This window comes from Psychrobacter sp. TB20-MNA-CIBAN-0197, from assembly GCF_040309765.1.
In the GTDB taxonomy this organism is placed as follows: domain Bacteria; phylum Pseudomonadota; class Gammaproteobacteria; order Pseudomonadales; family Moraxellaceae; genus Psychrobacter; species Psychrobacter submarinus.
On record NZ_JBEOPC010001278.1, the window covers coordinates 1 to 241 of the forward strand.

Annotated in this window: 1 protein-coding gene; it reads right to left on the reverse strand. The window is 68.0% G+C overall.

The window, feature by feature from the left end; genetic code table 11:
* Nucleotides 1–241: NAD(P)-dependent oxidoreductase (locus tag AAEY83_RS18080; protein WP_351061457.1), on the reverse strand; the 241-nt coding region annotated here is incomplete at both ends.

Consider the following 241-nt stretch of genomic DNA (forward strand, 5'->3'; position numbering starts at 1 on the left):
AGTTCGGTCTTGCGGCTGTTGCCGCTGTAGATGATCGGCATGTTGAAGCCGAAGCGACCACGGCGGGCGACGGCGGCGCCAATGTTGCCCATGCCGACGATGCCGAGGGTCTTGCCGTGCACATCAGTGCCGAACAGCGGGGCGCCGACGCTGGCTTGCCATTGGCCGGCCTTGGTCCAGGCGTCGAGTTCGGCGACGCGGCGGGCGCTGCTCATGATCAGGGCGAAGGCGAGGTCGGCGG